The sequence below is a fragment of the Mycoplasma bradburyae genome (assembly GCF_024338845.1).
In the GTDB taxonomy this organism is placed as follows: Bacteria; Bacillota_I; Bacilli_A; order Mycoplasmatales; family Mycoplasmoidaceae; genus Mycoplasmoides; species Mycoplasmoides bradburyae.
The window spans coordinates 678,871-696,866 of record NZ_CP101414.1 but is presented as its reverse complement, the minus strand read 5'-3'; the positions used below and the strand labels follow the sequence as shown (position 1 = coordinate 696,866).

At 29.1% G+C, this 17,996-nt stretch carries 9 protein-coding genes; 7 read left to right on the top strand and 2 right to left on the bottom strand.

The features are described 5' to 3' along the window. Positions 1–30: 30 nt before the first annotated feature. Both NMG68_RS02725 and NMG68_RS02720 read right to left on the bottom strand, forming a co-directional pair. The gene (locus tag NMG68_RS02725) at positions 31–720 is read right to left on the bottom strand and encodes a hypothetical protein (RefSeq protein WP_255034432.1); all 690 of its coding nucleotides are present in this window, start codon (positions 718–720) and stop codon (positions 31–33) included. 29 nt (positions 721–749) lie between these two features. Then, positions 750–1,616 carry an MG_279/MG_280 family protein gene (locus NMG68_RS02720; RefSeq protein ID WP_255034431.1) on the bottom strand — a complete coding sequence of 289 codons (867 nt, stop codon included), beginning with the start codon at positions 1,614–1,616 and terminating at the stop codon, positions 750–752. 42 nt (positions 1,617–1,658) lie between these two features. On the opposite strand from NMG68_RS02720, the gene NMG68_RS02715 reads away from it, so the two are divergent. The 7 genes from NMG68_RS02715 (at position 1,659) to NMG68_RS02685 (ending at position 17,971) form a co-directional block, all read left to right on the top strand. Beyond that, a complete protein-coding gene (locus tag NMG68_RS02715; protein ID WP_255034430.1) occupies positions 1,659–3,611 on the top strand; it encodes an alpha/beta hydrolase family protein in 1,953 nt (650 codons plus the stop codon). Between the two features lie 104 nt (positions 3,612–3,715). Next, entirely contained in the window at positions 3,716–4,309 is a 594-nt protein-coding gene (locus NMG68_RS02710) for an FMN-dependent NADH-azoreductase (RefSeq protein ID WP_255034429.1), read from the top strand. Between the two features lie 105 nt (positions 4,310–4,414). Next, the gene (gene rpsB, locus NMG68_RS02705) at positions 4,415–5,386 is read left to right on the top strand and encodes a 30S ribosomal protein S2 (protein ID WP_255034428.1); all 972 of its coding nucleotides are present in this window, start codon (positions 4,415–4,417) and stop codon (positions 5,384–5,386) included. Between the two features lie 133 nt (positions 5,387–5,519). Further along, entirely contained in the window at positions 5,520–7,910 is a 2,391-nt protein-coding gene (locus NMG68_RS02700) for an MG321/MPN456 family lipoprotein (RefSeq protein ID WP_255034426.1), read from the top strand. A 363-nt stretch (positions 7,911–8,273) separates the two neighbouring features. Next, the gene (locus NMG68_RS02695; protein WP_255034425.1) at positions 8,274–13,784 is read left to right on the top strand and encodes a PDxFFG protein; all 5,511 of its coding nucleotides are present in this window, start codon (positions 8,274–8,276) and stop codon (positions 13,782–13,784) included. A 26-nt stretch (positions 13,785–13,810) separates the two neighbouring features. Then, positions 13,811–16,912: an ABC transporter substrate-binding protein gene (locus tag NMG68_RS02690; RefSeq protein WP_255034424.1), complete on the top strand. Its 3,102-nt coding sequence runs from the start codon at positions 13,811–13,813 to the stop codon at positions 16,910–16,912. A gap of 6 nt (positions 16,913–16,918) precedes the next feature. After that, complete coding sequence (locus tag NMG68_RS02685) at positions 16,919–17,971, top strand: ABC transporter permease (protein WP_319023165.1); 1,053 nt, start codon at positions 16,919–16,921, stop codon at positions 17,969–17,971. The last annotated feature ends 25 nt before the right edge of the window (positions 17,972–17,996 follow it).

The following is a 17,996-nucleotide window of genomic DNA, read 5'->3' as shown; positions in this document are numbered from 1 at the left end:
CTATAAAGGCTATTTTTAATCATATTCTAATTAAAAAGCGTTTTTAAGAGTGAATACACCAATATTTTGTGTTCATATTGTGTGAGGTGTTCCGCTTATAAAGTTAAAACCATAACTGATATTTAAATAGAACGCGACATTTTTATTAACTTCATCTACTTCAACGCCTCTTATACCTCATCTTAAATCATTGGTATCGTTTTCACTAAGACCTACTCTATAGTTATAAACATCTTTATTAAGACCTAAAGAATCTTTAAAAAGAAATAAGTCTTTATCATTTATTTTTACATTGTTTATAAAATTTTTTAGATCATTTTCTGTTAGCTGAATAACAACAAAACCACCATCATCAAAAAATGCACTATTAGTTAATTTATTTTTGTTACCTTTAAAAGCTTCTAGGTAATTAAAAGGTGATGGTACAATTTGACCAGATCGAGGGGGTAAAGCATTTTTTATATTATTTACATCAGTAAATTTGCTTTGCAGAGTTAATTCTAATTTTTTGAGATTAATCTTTCCGTATGAACCTGTCGCTTCGAATTTATATGTTTCCTTTTTCGTTTCTGATTTAGACTCAGAAGAATCGCTAGGATTCTTATTATCTTTCTTTTTACCAATAACAGATGAATTACTTGGTTTATTGCAAGAACCTAAAATTAGTGGAGTCATTAACAACAATATAGATGATGCGATTTTTATTTTTTTTAAATTCATATTTTGTTTTTGAGTTGTTGATAGTTATTCTATTCTTCATCTATACCTAATTCAGATTTAAGTTCAGGGTATATTCTGCAAGCTTCTGAAAAGAAGTCAGATAGTTGATCTACAGCTCTAGATCGTTTAACTACATAACCTTTAATAGATTTATAGAACATAGATCTTAGTATTAAACTTAAGATACTTAGAGCTAATAAGCCGCCGCTAACACCCATTAAACTAAGAGAAACAAGATTTAAATAATGCGTAAATTTTTCGGCGGTAGCCTCTTTATTCAGAATTACTAATTTATCAACGATGTTAGTTATTGGAGTAATGGTTTTAGATACTTCTTCTGCTAATTCAGAAATATCGATAACTTTAGCCAATCGTTTAGCTTCATCAAAACCTGATTCTACATTGCTTAATATTTTATTTGATTCAGGAATTACTGTATCAGATAAATTTCTCGCTATTCTTTGAAATTCATTCAATTTCATCATAGTTTCGTCATAATCAGATCTACTATTAGTTAATGTAAAAACATTTTCGTATTTCTTAAGTTTATTTCTGATTTCATCGATAGATGTATCGACATTAGCTATATTATGTTTAGTCTCATCAATTATTCCTTTAAAGTTATTTAAACCACCGCCAACTGTATCAACAGTATTGTTAATTTTCATAGGAATAGTTAAAATATCCTGATTGGTAACAATTTCATTTACTCTATTTAAAACATCCTTTGCTTGACTTAATAAACCATTATTACGATCTTGAAATCCTTCGTAAAATTGTGATATCTGTTCCTTAAATATATATCCTGCAGTACCCACTCCTCCAAGTACTAGAATAAAAATTAAACCAATGCTATAAATAATTCTTTTTATTGTCTTATTAAAAAAATTCAACATAATTATTAAGTAATTAAACTAATAAATTATTTCATCAGCAACATGAATGTAAAAATAAATGATCTATCTAAATACCAATTTATTAACAATGAAATATATTTGGATAAGTTAAGTATAATATTTTATCAAATTAATAAATTTAATTTAAGTAAGGATAAATACGATAAAAAAGTATGAGTTATTAATTTAACCGATAAAAAACCTAAAAGATGCAAAATTCTTGATAACTATACAATAGTCAATAAACTTAATGATGAAGAATTATTGCTTCAAAAGAAAGATAAGTTTTTTGTATACGATTACAAGAAAAACAAGATTATTAATTTCTTGAAATTAGAGAATACGGAAATTAATAAGATTAAAGTTCTTGATAAAGATACTTATCTAATGCTAATTAGAACTAATGTTAATGATAAATATGAAGTCATAAGAAGAATTCCATTTTACTCTGATGGTTCTAGTGATTTTTGTCATAACCAAGAAATCAAATTAGTTAAATATAACTTAAAAGATAAAACGATAGTGGAATTATCAGATAAAAATGAAATGGTAACAGATTTTTATCTAAATGATTCAAATCTTTATTATTCTTATCAAGAATACAATAAGGATCAAATAAATAGTCGATACAGTGGTCTAAAATGGTTTAATCTATTAAATAATGCAAAAAAATATCTAATTAGAATTGAAGATAAAAAGACTATTTATGATTTTTATTTAACCGATAAAAACCGTTTAATTGTTAGCATTAATGATTATTCTAGAATAGGGATGAATCAAAATGGGGATTGGTATAACTTAGATAATAAAGGCGAATTGACTAGAATTGAAAGTAAATACGATATTTCTTTTTGAGATTCTGTAAATGTTGATCATACTTATGGTATTAAAAAACTTAGTCATGTCGATAAAGATGTTTATAAAATATCGACATATAAAGATAAACAAGAAATATTTAAAATAAGTAATAAAGAAATATCAAAAATATCGAATTTATCCGGTAATATCTTAAGTTTTTTGAAAATTAATGATGAAAAATTTTTATTAAATTACATCACATGAAACGAAATTAATGAGTTGTATTTTTATAACCCAAAGACTAATGAATTAAATCGATTAACTAATCATAACCAAGAAATAAATAATAGTTACAAAAAACTTAGACCTATTGAGACATTTGAATTTGAAAACGATTCTTATAAACATATAGGTTATGTGATTTACCCTGAAAAATTTGATACAAATAAAAAATATCCGGTAGTTTTACAAATTCACGGAGGTCCGAAAACTGCATATTCAACATCATTCCAACATGAAATGAGAATGCTTTCATCTTGTAATGCATTTGTAATTTTTATGAATCCTAGAGGATCTGATGGTTACGGTGAAAAGTTTAGTGATATTAGATCGAAATATGGAACTGTTGATTATGAAGATTTAATTAAATTTACCGAAGAATTTAAAGAAAAATATTCTAAAAATGTTGATAAAAACAATGTAGCTGTTATGGGTGGTAGTTATGGTGGTTTTATGACTAATTGAATGATTTCGCATACAAATAAATTTAAAGTCGCAATCACTCAAAGAAGTATATATGACTGGCAAACAATGTTCTATAATTCTGACATTGCGTTAGACTTTCCAAATGACCAAATATGTAAGGGTCAATATAACGAAGAACTAGTTAAAAAACAAAGTCCTTCAACATTTATAAAAAATGTAAAAACTCCAACATTAATTATTCATTCACTTAATGACTATCGTTGCCCTATTGATCAAGCATACGGTCTTTATACAAACTTATTAGCTAATAATGTTGATACGAAATTATTACTATTTAAAAATAACTCTCATGGTCTATCAAGAAATGGAACGCCGTATTGCAGAATCGGTAGATTGTATGCTATCCAAGAATGACTACATAAACATTTAGATAATTTTGAATTAGATGAATCAAAGGAATTAAACAAGCACAGTAATAAACATATAAATTAATTAGTAGATTGCGATAAAGCAAACTGAGCAACTATTATTATAATAGTCGTATAATTTAGATATTCTTACATACATATTATTTAGAGATATTAATTAAACAAATTATGAGTAAAATACTATTTATTAATTCTTCGCCGATCGCCAATGATGCGAGTTTTTCTTATCAAATAGCTAAAGCTTTTGAAACCGAATATGCTAAATTAAATCCTTCTGATTCAATTGAATGATTAGATCTTAATGAAGAAGAAAAAGCTAGCGATACATTAACTTCTAAAAATTTTAGCGAATACTTTAAAAACGAAAATGTAGATCCTTTAATTGAACAAATTAAAAATGTTGATAAATTAGTAATAGTTGCTCCTATGACGAATTTTAACTATCCAGCAACTTTAAAAAATTGAATTGATAAAGTTTTTGTTGCTAATAAAACATTTAGTTACAAATATTCAAAAAAAGGCGGATCAGTTGGTTTAATGGATCATTTAAAAGTAATGATCATCAATACTCAAGGAGCTCCTGAAGGTTGATACGCTTTTGGTGATGTATCAGCTATGCTTAAAGGAGCTTTCGAATTTATTGGAGCAAAAGTTGATTTCATTAAAGTTTGTGGCACTAAAGTTGACTATATAAATAAGGAACCAAAAACAATTTTGGATCCTAATTTAGAACTAATTAAAGAAAAAGCGAGAAATTTTTAGTATAAGCTTTATTTTTAGTTTAAAATATATTAGGTCTATTTAATAAAATATATAAAGTAGATATAATAATTAATATTAATTAAGAAAGGTGAACATTTTTTTTAAATGTTTTTATTTGAAGATATAAATGTTGAATCAGCACAAGCTGTAAAAGCAGAAGAATCACCTGCACAATCAACAGTTCAAAATAAAGAAGAACAAGTGCCTGCAAATTCAACAGAAAAAGTTCTAGTAACTCACACAAAACTTTTAGATGTTGGTGCTTTTAACGGGGTAGCTAAACGTAAATGAAACCCTAAAATGAAGCCTTACATTATTCCTAGAAATATGTCACAATTCAGTGCACAATTCGATTTAATTAACTCTGATATTTTAAATCAAAGATTGCACGATGCTTTTAACTACTTAACAGAAGCAGCTAAAGCTAAAAAGAACATTTTATTCGTAGGAACTAAATCTAAAGGCGTTCAAGAATTAATTCAATCAATAGCTGAAAGAACTAATACTTACTACATTAATCAAAGATGATTAGGTGGTACTTTAACTAACTTTAAAACTATTGGTAATTCAATTAATCAACTTAAGAAATTGATTCATACTCGTGATAATGATTTGACTAAATATACTAAAAAAGAACAAATCATGATCATGAAAAAATTAGCTAAACTTGAAAAGTTCTTTGGCGGTATAAAAGACATGCAAGGACTTCCTCACGTTATAGTTATTGATGACCCAGTTAAAGAAAAAAATGCAGTTACTGAAGCTAGAAAATTAAAGATTCCAGTTATTGCTTTATGTAACACTAACTCTGATCCTAATATCATCACTTTACCAATTCCAGCTAATAACTACAACATTCGTTCGGTTACATTATTACTTAACTTATTAGGTGATGCTGTTGCTATTGCTAATGGTAATGCTCCTAAGTTTGCTTACAAACCGGATGAAGAAATTGACATTCCACAATTAGTTAAAAAAGAAACTAGAACAGTAGTTAACCGTGATCGTACTGGTTTTAACAAAAAACAAGTTAAAACAGAAGAAGCTAAACCAACAGAAGAAAAAACTGCTGAATAGTTTTGCTTTATAGTTTATATCTAATATAACTTCAAGCGTTAAGCTTGAAGTTTTTTATTACAAATTTTAGAAAAGCGTTATTTAACAAAAACTGCTGTTTGTTAGTTAGAATTAATAGAAGATATTAAGAATAATGAAAAATAACAAATTATTAAAAAAAACGAGAAGGTTTTTAACTATTAGCGGTTTATTATGCGCAACTATTGTTTCTTCTTGTGCTAGAAACTCGCAAGTTGATAGTCCTTATATTGATAAAAATAAAAGTTTTGTTATTAAAGATGCTTCAGGTTTAAGAGATATCCAAGTTAATTACGATACTTGACTTAAAGCATTAGATTCATATGGAGCAACTAGCACCAAACCTTTTATTGCTAACTATAAATCATTAGATGTGGGTTTTAGTTTATCGCAATCAGATTATTGAAATAATCTTAAAAATGCTATTGAAAACCTATCTAATAATAAAATTAAGTTTAATTTTAATAATCCACAATCAGCTAGAATTTCAATTCCCGACTGAAACCCGAATGGTAATTCTACTCTAGGCTCATTACGTTGATCTACAACATACCAACATATAGCTCCTTATTTAGAAGTCTATTTCTGAACGCAATATTTTAACAATTCAATTAAACCTTTATATGATTTTTTAGTATTGATTACTAAAAAAACTGATGAATATATCAATAAAAAGGGAGAATATTTCGTTGTTGTAGCTAACAACTTGAAGGAATACTTATTATCTAATAAAGTATTTAAAAATTTTACTGATAGTTTTGAACAGTCAAAACAAGATAACAATGCATTATTTAGTTTTGATAATAATAATTTTTCATTGATTCTTACAGATTGACAATTTGGATCGACTGATGAAGTTCCTTCAGAAGAGCGCTCAAAATTTTTAATTGACTTTTTAGATTCTAGATTATTGTTTTTACCTACGCATTCATTAGGTCGAGAAGAGTTTAATCGCATCTTAATTAAACCAGGTTGAGGTTATATTGATTCAATTCAATATAGAGATATAGTAGCACCAGATGATAACTCGATATTAAGAACAGCAATTAAATTTAATCCGTTTATTAATGACGGAAGATGAGCTCCACTTAATGAACAACTATTTACTGTTAGTGAATTTGGATTTGATACTACTTTATCTGGGCTTACTACAATTCAATACGAAGATGTAGCTACTAAAGCTACTGATGCTAAACAAATAGTAACACTTGAGCTTGCTAAAAAAATTAAGTTATATGATAAAGAAAACAACTTATTAAGTGTTATCTTGCGTAAAGATCAAGATAAAAACGCTTTATCAGAAGAAGAAAAAGCAGTCCTTTATGATTCTTATAATATTGATATCAGTGAACCAAAACTAAATGCGGCGGTATTCAAAGCTACTAGATATGAATTCGATATTGATACAAACTTCAAATGAAAAAACTACAAAGGTGAAGATCAATGGTCACTATCAGCTAAAGATTGGGAAAGAGGGATGGAAATTTACCATCTATCTAATAAGTTAGGTATCAATCCTAATGGTAACTACCTAAATCAAGCTAATGTTGATTTAACTAAAACAATTTCACATCCTGATGTTGAAGTGAATTCAAACGATTATGATATCGGTGATTTTACTCAAACTCAAGATGATAAATTAAATATTTATCTAACTAAACCTTACTTTAATTTATTAATCTTTATTTCTAATAACGGAGCATTCAGACCACGTCCTCATTTAGCTGATAGTGTTAAAAACTTAAGACTATCAACTCAGAAAGATAAGGATAACTCAACTCTAGGTAAGATTGTGTTAAATAGCGACAACCAAGTAGACACTAATCGATCTGATATAGCCAATATCTTTGGTGGGTATAGTAATAAGAATAATAATGCCAACCAAGCATTATTAAATAACGCTTATTATATAGGTCCTTATTATTTAAATAGTATTTCAGATAACGATATTGTTTTCAAGAAAAATGAAAACTACTTCAACATTTTACAAAATACTTTAACTAATAAAAAAGTTCCTAAGACTATTGTTCAACAATACGGCGCTACTGATCTTGTTGCGTTAGTTCAAAGCTTTAATCGAGCTGATGGTTTAAGTTTTTTAGATATCAATTCCCTAAGATCTAACACGATACATACAGTAGATACTTTTAAATATTTAAAAAATCTTAAAGTAAGCAAGGTTAAAAGAATTAACCATACAGTTTGATCGAACAAACCGTATGTAAACAATGCAGTGCAGTCTAATATTGGTGAGGTGGCTGCCAGATTTTTAGATGATTTTGACAGCGATAATGCAAGAATCTTCAGAGCTGGGTTAATTGCTTTTATTAAATGAAGAGATTTAGCTAAACTAATTCAACAAGGAGCCAATTTTTACTATTCTGTAGCTCCTTATGGAATCTTTAATTATAAAGGTACAGAATGGTATGAATTAATTTCTAAAAATGAACGTATGGGTGGTTTAGTATTACCATTATCTGAATATGGTTATAATTACAAGCCTTAAATATAAAAATCTTATAGTTAGTGTTTTTATGTTATAATAGATTTAGTAATTATGTTAAAAAACTATCAATTTCACAGTTTAGTGATTATCAATGATAATAATAGAAACAAGAAGAATATCAATAAGATGTCTTCTAAGTTTATTATTATGAACAAGATTGATAACACGAATAAAGACTCGCTGGGTAATTGATAAATAAACAATAATAAAGTTTAACGCGGTTGCTTGGTATAAGAAGAAGAGAACACACAGAAGCGACCTATACAGATTAAAGATATATAAAAATAGTGATTGCTTCAGGAAGTGGGCAATCACTATTTTTTTAACGCAGTTACAGAAAAAAGAAAAGGAAATACAAGATCAATGATAAAAAAATGATCATTAAAATCAAAATCATTACTCTTTAAAGTAGGTTTGGCACTTGGAGTAATCGCTGTTGGATCTGGTAGTATCGTTGGTGCTATGATTGGATTCGCAGAGAATTCGAATGAAAAAAACGGGACATTATCTCCGGTTAATAAATCATTATTTGATAATGATTATTCTAAGATCTACGATCAAAATGGAGTATTAAACCCAGAACTTAGAATTATTAATGGAACTAAATCTAGGGTTACGGCTAAGATATCAGAAGATGCTACCAAATTCTGATTCTTAGATAATACGAATAAAAAGTATGGCTTTGATGATTTCTTTAATGAGTATTTCAGACGTTATGGTGAACCGTTTGTTTTAGAAATTAAATATGGTTCATTTAGTTTCTTTGACGAATATGTACTAGCAGTAAGACCAAAGCAATTCTTAGAATTCTGTAACTGATTTATTACCAATGTTGCTTGAGGTCCTGATCTTTTAACGCTTGATTCATTTAGATTAGTTCCAGGTGTAGAACAAAATGGTAATGCTATTACCTTAGGGTCTCACTCAACATTACATAAAGAAGTAAGTGAAATTAAATTCTTTCCAGATGCTTTCTTTGGTTCTTTACCAATTTATTCTTCTTTATCAGGTGTTGGTAACTCAGATGATGCTTTAACTTATAGTGTTTTTGCTAGTGAAGCTAGCAAAAAGAATTTAGATCACTTTTTAAATAATATTCCGTTTGAAAGTGCTTTAAAAAATGATCTACAAACTGGATTTGGTGAAATCTATCGTCCTAGTAAGTTAAAAGATGAATCGGTTAAAGTTTATTTAGGAACTCCTACAGAAACAAAAGATCCTAGAACAATGATGGTTACATCAACCACTTACGAACAACCAGTTATTGTAAGTGCTAGTTTTAGCGAAACTGATCTAGGATCATTAAAAGAAAAATACCCATCATTAGCTAGTGTTACTTATCAAGACTTTGGTACTTATAAAATTAAAGCGATCAAAGAAGTTAAAGCTCCAAGAGGTGCTAATCAACCTTCAATTAGCTTAACTTTAAGTCAAACGAATGATCAAAATCAAGAAACAACCAAAGAAATCAAACTTGATCTAAATGATTTAACTGATAATAAATTTATTTCATATAAATCATTGTTAGCTACATATAAAGATAAGATTAATAGTTTCCTAAATTTCTATGACATTGATGCTTATAAAGATAAAGAATTTTATCTTTATAAAGATAATAAAAATATTAATCACTTCTATAAACTTTTTGTAGAAGCGATTAATGAAAATAATGAACTTAAAGAACTAATCTATCCAGTTCAACAAAAGCGCGTTAAGAAATATAAACTATTAAGTTTTGAAAAAACTACTAACGAACAAGCTAAAGAATACACTCTAAAAGCTAATTTACAAGATTTATCAACAACTCCAGCTACTAACACGTCATTAGAATTTGTCGCAAACAAAAGCAATGATTATTCACCAGCAGGATTTGATGATTTCTTAGATGCAATTGGTTATAAAGGTGGTATTAACCCAATTTCGTTATTCTATTCACCAACTGACAGTCAAGCTAAAGATGAAGAAGGTAATCCATTAACTGGATTAGATTCTAGAAGCTATCAAGTGTATGCTGAAGTATATAATGGTTTAATCAAAAAAGTTGTTAAAAAATATCCTTATCTATTAAGACAACTAGATGGACCGCACATTGAACAATCAATTGATAATTCAGGTGTTTATCAATACAAAGTAGTTGAAGGTAAGTTCAGAGGATTCACACCAAATGATCGTATCGGGATTCCGACAGTTTTATCTGCTTTAGTACCTGGATTTGATGGGTTACCAATTGACTTCTTGAAATACGTAGCGACCCACGAATATGGTCACCACTACACACTAGATCAAGGGAATGCTTATATTGATAAAAACAACCCAGTAGTCGTTGGTGGTTTATCAACTAGAGGTGGAGCTAATGACGCTTCATTCTATTCTTATGAAGCTTTAATCAATTATTTAGAAGCTAGAACTAATTTAGAAATCGTTCGTGTTAATGCGAATGGTGAAGTTACTGATACTGGTAAATTCATTAGATTCAGATTCGGAATTTTGGATGAAAATAATAAAGTAATTCGTTTTGAAACTGAAAAGATTGAAGATATCTGAGGAACTGATAAAGCTAATGATAAGATTGGTAACGTATTAAAAAATAAAAAACGTAGATTCTTACAAGACTTTGCAGGGATAGTAGAAGCAGCGAAATTACGAGGTGTTGCTTTAAGTGATCTATTCTTTGCTAACGCTTTTGACTCTGACTCGGGGACACTTAACCCATCAATTTCAGGCATTGCTAAAGCTTTCATGAAAAAACAAGAAGAAATGCAAACTCCTGAATATAAATGGGTTGAAGTAACAGCAAAATCTATTATTAGTCAATTAACTGATGGTGCTGGCAATCCGTTATTAAATAAATCAGTTTTTGTTTCGCCTGAAGACAAACTTACATTTAAAATTTACGAAACACAATCTGGTAAAAATAATGTAATTACCAAAATCAACATGTTCAACAAAGATGGAACACCAGTTATTCAAGTTCCGCTTAATGTTGAATTATCTGATGATGAATTAGCTTATGTTAATAAACAAGTAAAAATTATAACTGATTCTATAACCGCTACTATTAACAAGAGATTATCAGACAATGGTTGAGATGGTCAAGGTACGGTTTTAGGTGGAGAAATTTCATCTTCAATTACTACAGTATTTGATTCTCAAGGTGTAGAATCTTTAGTTGAAAAAATTAAAACTCGTAACGGTGCAAATGAATTAGATCCTACTAAAAACGGATTCGATGATACTCGTCAAAGTTATAGTTATTTTGCCTTGCTTCCTGGTTTAACTAATGAATTTCAATCAATTGTTCTAGGATATTTAAACATAGAAGATATTGCTGATGCTATTAAAAATGGAACTTGAAAAGGTGGCTCTGATGCATATGTAAAATCTGATGCTAATAAAATACTTGCCTTATTAAAACAAGATGCGCCTTCTAATTCAGAATTTTCTAAATTAAATAAATATGTTTTCCCTTTTGTTAGCGGCAATAGATTCTTAGGTGAAATAGCGAATGTTGATGATGGTATTTCTAAACAAATAAAAAGTGTTGCTAGAGAAAATGATTTAAAAGTAACATCTGGGCTATTTAATAAAAACTTTATATATTCATTTTTAGAAGCTGCTGGTCTTTTACGTACAACTATTAAAGGTAAAGTTGGTTTCGACACTTTCATTTCTTATGTTGAAACAAAGAAAGACAGTTCGTCAAAAAATGTTTTAGAAAAAGTTGTTGATTTAAACGGTAAAATTTCAAACGCTGGAAAGAAACAAGGAACTTCTGGCGGAGCAGCAGCTGCGCCTACAGCAGAAGAGAGAGCTGCGGCTATAGAAGAAATTCGAAAAAACCACTTCTTAACATTCAATCCATATTCTGTTTCAATCAGTGATCTAGATAAGAAACTTATCAATTCAGTAAAAACTGATAAGAAAGCTGAAATTTATCAAATAGATGCATCAGCTGCTAAAAAAACATCAATTAAATTTAATGATTTAAGTGAATTATTAGATTTCGGTTCTTTAGACTATTCTAAAGCGACTTATGATTCTACAACCAAACAATATAACTGAAATGTTGATTATGCTAAATCTAAATTTGAATTAGCTGAAATTGAAAAATTAGTTAGCACTGATACATCTGAAGAAAGCAAACCGTTAAGAGATGCGATAACTGCAGCAGGTTCTAATTCTACTGCAAAAGATCAAGCATTAGCAAACTATGCTATTTACTTATTCAGACACTCTAACTTATTCATCACTGTTAAAGACTTCTCGCCTGCTACAGATTTAGTTAAAAACCAAGCTGTATTTTCTAAATTGTATGGAATTACAATGTTGGATAGAAACTTCAACAAATACTATGTTGATGAATTAACTCCAGATTTAGATGCTGCTGTATTCTTCGATGCAGACAGATTGCAAAAATACTTTGCAAAATTCATTACTGATAACAAATTAACAGAAGTACAAGACAGACTAAGCTTACACGACTTATTACTGTTATCTGGTAACATTCTATGATACGCTAACAGAGGTAAAGTTGATTTCTTATTCTCTGACTTCTTATTCGGTGACTTCTCACCAGGGTTATCTTCAAGTGATGTAATCAACTACAACGACACAAGAATTGAACCGTTACTAAATGATAAATTTACGGACTATGTGTATTCAATTGCTGAAACATTAACTAGAGACTATGTTCAAACAACATATGTACCTAATTCAGAAGACTTTGTTAATACGCCAAGTTATCTAAAAGGTTTATCTGAAGCTATTAGTGGTCTAGATTATATTGTTGATGGTACGAAGATTGCTAAACTTAATGAAGCTAAATACGAGATTACAGATCTTGCTAGTTCATTAGAAAAATTCTTTGTAGGACCTAGATATACTAAATACTATGAAGAACTTATTATTAAACAAGTTGAACCTCTTAAAAAGATAAAAGAAGCTGTTGAAGCAGCTAAACAAGCTGAAGCTAACTTTAATAAAGTTCTAGCTGATAATAGTAACAACATGATGAACGAAGCTGTTGTTGCCGCTAAAGCTGAACAAACTAAAGCGGGTGAAGCTCTTAAAAAAGCACAAAACGACTTTAAAGATCTTAAAGCTGAATTAAGAAAGAAAATCTTTGGTGAATTTACTAAAAAAGTATTCAAAGATCGTGAATCAAGATCATCTAACTACTTTGGTAGATTCATATCTAAGAATAATGGATATTTCAAAGATCACTTTGAAAAAGAAACAATTGGTTCAACATTATATGATGATAATCGAGATCCAATTATTGATTCAAATATTAGAACCAAAGACTTCAAAGGTAATAAAGTAACTAATAGACCAGAAGCATTCTTCTTATCACAACTATATAACTATGGTGTATCTAAGAGATCGGTATCAGGTTTATTTAGAAACAAATACCTTGACGCGTTAGCTTTATATGGTTATGTTTCAAATGATCTAGCTAAGAAAATTTCTTATTTAAGATTTACTGATGAAAGAACTAACCAAGCTGTATATCTAAAAGTTAATACAAAGAAAACTAATAACATCTTCTGGTTGCAAAAACAAGGTGATGCATCAACTAAGAAAACAATAGAAGACTATGGTTATACATCATGACTAACAGATTACGCTGTTATGGGTAAATATCGTGATGCATTATTAAAACCTGGTCATTCTTACCAAATTGATTTTGTTGATAGTGATTACCAATTTGTTGAACCATTAGATTTAGGGAATGTTCAATACATTTCAGAAAATGCTAAAGCAGTAGAACAATCTCCTATTAAGATTGAAAACATGAATACAACTGATGATCAAAACAACAAAAAAATTAAAACAGTTATAAGTGTTGATTACCAATTTAACGTTAATAACTAATTATTTTTAAAGGATAATAAATAAGAATGAAGTTTAATTTAAAGAAAACGATCAAGTTAGCATTCCTTGGGGTTATACCTTTATCTTTTGTAATCAGCTCTTGTGGGAATACACAAAAACAAGACAAACCTGTTTTAAAAAATTCGCCAGAAATCAATAAAACTGATTATGATCTAGGATTGGTAACAGATCCAATCAATACACTAAACTATATTAAGTACAATTCATTAGATAAAATTGTTCCATCTTTAGTGGATTCTTATATTAAAAACGGACCAAGTAATACGCTAAAAAGAGTTTTAACTTCTAAACGTAACTATAAATTTGGTTTAATTAATATTCCACAAGACCGAACAACATCAAACTTTGATAAGTACCTAGAAACAAATAAGGAAGATCTGTTAAATGATGATGGAACTGGTGGAATTGGTTCATCATTCTATTCAATTGATGATTGAAACATTGTTGGGGGTCTAGCTGATGACTCTGGTGCTGGTAGTGACCTTAAAAACCGTGCTACTTTATACGGATTTAGAAATCCAAGAAATACCAACAACTTTATGGCGATAACTGGTTATACCAACGTTAAGAAAAACCGTTGGTCTAACGGAGATTTTGGTACTGCTCAAGATATTAGGGACTATTTAGAATACATTCTAGATTTAAATACTGGTTCCCAAAAACTTGATACGATTAGAAGATATGGTTTTAGGGGTGCTGATAAATTTATTGATGCGCAAAGAGATTACTTATCTAAATTTAATAAGACGTATAAAAACCCATTTGGTCGTAGAAAATACATCTTTAATAAAGATCTAAACCAATGAATTCAAGATCCAGAACAAACTGATTTATATCAATCTCAAACATTTGATAGTAATAATCAACCTATTGATACTAAAGAAGTAGAAGCGATTAAAACTGCTGCTAAAAACTTTGGATTCTACACAGGGCAATTATTCTTAGATTATGAAAATGATTTTATTGCTAAGAATTTAGAAAAAAACCCAGAATTTAGTCTTGATAAAGAAATTCAAGACTTCAAGATTACTACACCTGATAATAAAGAAGTAACAATTAAATTAATTAAAAACCCTTATTGTAACCCTTATCAGGTGTTTGATAAGAACTCACCAAACCTATTAGGAACAATTCAAACATTATCTAAAAACGAAAACTCATTTACTTTAATATTTGATGAAAACCAAACGCCTAATGTGAGTTATTTAGTATTTACAATTCTAGAAAGTTTATACCCAATCAATCGAAGATATGTTGAAACAGTAGGTGGTGGGATTGATAAATATGGTTCAGAACCAGATAAGTTCTTAACCAATGGACCATTTATTATTCCTAAGAATGATGGCATCTTATTAGGACCTAATGGTTATATTAATCTTGAAAAGAATAATGATTATTTTGATGCAGAGAATACGATATCAAACAAAATTAAGATTTATTTCTCACAAAACCGAAATACAAATGCATTATTCTTTGAAGATGGTTATATAGCTCAAACATATATACCGGCTAATAAAATCAACTCTTACTGAGCTGATCCTAAGATTAAGAATTTCTTGAATAAAAACCAAGGGTTTGGAACAATTGCTTATGGATTAAATCTAGATCTTGAATCTAATGCTGATAGTTATATTCAAGATCAGGACTTAAGAAACGCAATTTATTACGCAATTAACCGTGATGAGGTTTTACGATTTGTTGGTTGAGACTTCAGTTTCCCTGTAAATACTTGAACAGCATACGGACAACACAAAGCATTTGATGGTAAGAATCTAGAATTATTCTTTGAAGGACAAAAAGCGAAAGCTAAAAACGGTAAAGAATTCGATTTACAAAACTACGACTTTGTTGTACATTTATCTAAAGGGTTTAATTTTGAAAAGAGTAACCGTCACGATCTAACACACGATTTAGAAACTGCCAAATTTTATTTAGATCGTTTTAAAGCTAAACACCCTAATTTAAAACAAGTTAATCTAACATTCCTAGATAATAGTGGAGATGAACAAGTAAGAGGCGGAACTTATTTAAAACAAGCTTTAAATAGCGCTTTCAACGGTTATGTTAATATTGAAGAAAAATCATTACCAGAAAACATCTTTGCAAGTTATATCGAAAAAGGTCAATACGATATTATTTATCAAAACTATGACCGTTTTAGTGGTGGTCAACCACAAGACAGTGTGCTAACCTTTTTCAAACAAGATGGAATTGATAGCTTTACACAAAAAAATATTGGCTTTAAAGAAAACCCTGTTGGTTCATACACTTATACAGATTACTTAGCAGGATTAATTCTTGATGCATTACAAAAAACTGATCCTAATGTTTCTAGATTATCATTATTAACTCCAGATATTAATCTAATCAAAAATATTATTAATAATGATCCAAGTATTCTTACAGAATACAATCAAGCAATAACTACACCAAGCGCTTTTGAACTAAATAAATTTACGAATCAAAACCTAGCTAAGATTATCACTAAACTATCTGAAGCTAAACCAGAATATAAAGATAATCGTTATTCTGAAAAATATGTTAGCGCTTTAGTTAATTACATTATTATTGATCAATGACCAGTTGAACGCGATCAAGTGAATCAAAGGCGTAATCAAAACATTAAAAAATCAAGATTACATTATGCATTCAATTTAATGTTACCTTCATTTAAAACAGTTGATGAGATTGCAAAATTAACAGATGATACAAGAGTAAGATTAGAAATCAATACTCTTAAATCAAACGATGAAGCGATTAAAGCTAAAACGCCAAACTTCTGGAAGAAATTCATTGAACTATCATTACCAAAATTCAATGAAAGTACATTAGATTATTCTTCAAGATTATCATCATTCTTCTCAGGTAACTTTAGTGATCAAGAAATTGAAGAAAACTGAAACCTAGATTTTGTATATCAATTCATCGGATCGCTTGAAAAAGTGATTCGTGACTCAGGATTAATCATTCCGTTAATGGAAGTAGATACAAACTGGGAAGTAACTAAAGTTGGTGGTGTTGATAGTTTATACAAATTCTCATTACAATATGCTTATGATTACACTAAACCACCAAGAGAAGGGCTACCAAGAACAAGGGAGGCATAGAAGAAATTGGAAAAAATAGTTTTAGAAGATAACAGAACTTATGAAATTAATGATAATGCTGTTATCTTTAGAAAAAAACGGATTGAAGAACTTACTTTAATACAAAGACTATTAGCAATTGACTCACCAATTTTGAAAACTTCATGGAAGTTTTTCAAAATTATCTTAGAGTTCTTTGTTATTGGTTTAATCGTAATTTCAATTACGTTTTTCTTAATTAACTCCGTTCCAGGGGGTAACCCTTTAACTCAAGGGTTAGATGAAGCATCAAGAATAGCTATTGAACAACGTTATGGACTTGATCTGCCGTTATTTCAAAGATACCTAAATTATCTTAAAGGTTTATTTGTTGGTGATTTTGGAATATCATTAGCATTATTCCCAGAACAAACAATCAATAGTTTTATTTGGGATCGTTTTTATAAATCATTCTTAGTTGGGATTTTTTCAGTAGCACTTACTGTTGGTATTGGAATCCCGCTTGGAATCTGGGTTGGTAAGAACCCTGGTGGATTAGTTGATAATATCTCAACGATCTTTGTAAGTATCTTTTCATCAATACCTTCAATTATCTTTGCTTTAATTTTGGTATTCGTTGGAAGAGCTGCTAACCTACCTTATGTTTTTGATCAAAACGATATTGCTACTTATGTATTACCAGGATTAGCATTATCACTAGGAAGTATTATCGTATATATTAAATATATTCGTACCGAACTTAACCGCGAATTAAATTCAGTACATGCTAAGTTTGCTTATCTTAAAGGGGTGTCTAAAAACCGTTTTGTTTGAAAGCACGCTTTAAAACCTTCATTATTCCCGATAGCTACTTTCTTTCCAGCAGTTATCTTTGGTTCATTTATTGGTAGTATTTTCATCGAACAAATCTTCTTAATCCCAGGTTCAGGTGATACTTTATTACAAGCAATTCAAACAAAAGATTACAATGTAATCTTATTCTTAATTGTTATGTTTGCTTTACTAACAGTACTATCGTATGCGTTTAGGGATATCTTATACGAACTAATTGATCCAAGAATTAGAAGAAGAAGTAGTTAATAAATAAATTTATATAAGAACTAAA